Annotated in this window: 1 protein-coding gene; it reads left to right on the top strand. The window is 75.5% G+C overall.

Annotated elements, in window-relative coordinates; translation table 11 throughout:
* On the top strand, positions 1–764 hold a 764-nt coding region (locus GT030_RS12085; RefSeq protein ID WP_202459996.1), incomplete at both ends, for a ComEC/Rec2 family competence protein.

Here is a 764-nt window from a genome sequence, read left to right as displayed (position 1 = left end):
GGTGGCGGACCCGAGGCACGCGCCGGCTGGCTCCGCCTGCTCCCCTCCACCCGACTCCGCCTGACCGGCAGACTCGCCCCGCCCACGACGACCGGTGACCGCACGGCCGCCGTCCTGCGCGTACGAAACTGGCCGCCCCCGGCAATCGCATCCGGTCCGAGCGCACCGCAACGCCTGGCGGGCCGCCTCCGAGCCGGACTCCGGGAGGCGACCGAGGAACTCCCCCCGGACGCCCGCGCATTGCTACCTGGCTTGGTCGTCGGCGACACCTCCCGCATCACCCCCGACCTCGACGACGCCTTCAAGGCGACCGACCTCGCGCACACCCTGGCAGTCTCCGGGAGCAACCTCACGATCCTGCTCGCCCTCCTCATCGGCCCACCGGGCATGGCCGGCCTCGCCGAACGCCGGGGCATCGCCCCCTTCCTGGGCCTCTCCCTCCGGACCACCGCCCTGCTCGCGGGCGCGCTGACCCTGGCGTTCGTGATCGTGTGCCGCCCCGACCCCAGCGTGCTGCGGGCGGCGGCCTGCGGTGCGGTCGCCCTGCTGGCCCTGGCGACCGGCCGCCGCAGATCGCTCGTACCGGCACTGGCCACGGCCGTACTCCTGCTCGTCCTGTACGACCCCTGGCTGAGCCGGAGTTACGGCTTCGTCCTCTCCGTGCTGGCGACCGGCGCGCTGCTTCTGCTGGCGCCGCACTGGAGCGAGGCCCTGCTGCGGCGCGGGGTGCCCGCCCGGCTCGCGGAGGGGCTGGCGGCGGCCGC

The sequence above is a fragment of the Streptomyces sp. SID1328 genome (genome assembly GCF_009865595.1).
Taxonomy (GTDB): Bacteria; Actinomycetota; Actinomycetes; order Streptomycetales; family Streptomycetaceae; genus Streptomyces; species Streptomyces griseoluteus.
Note: the sequence above shows the minus strand (reverse complement) of the source record. Positions and strands in the feature narration are given on the sequence as shown.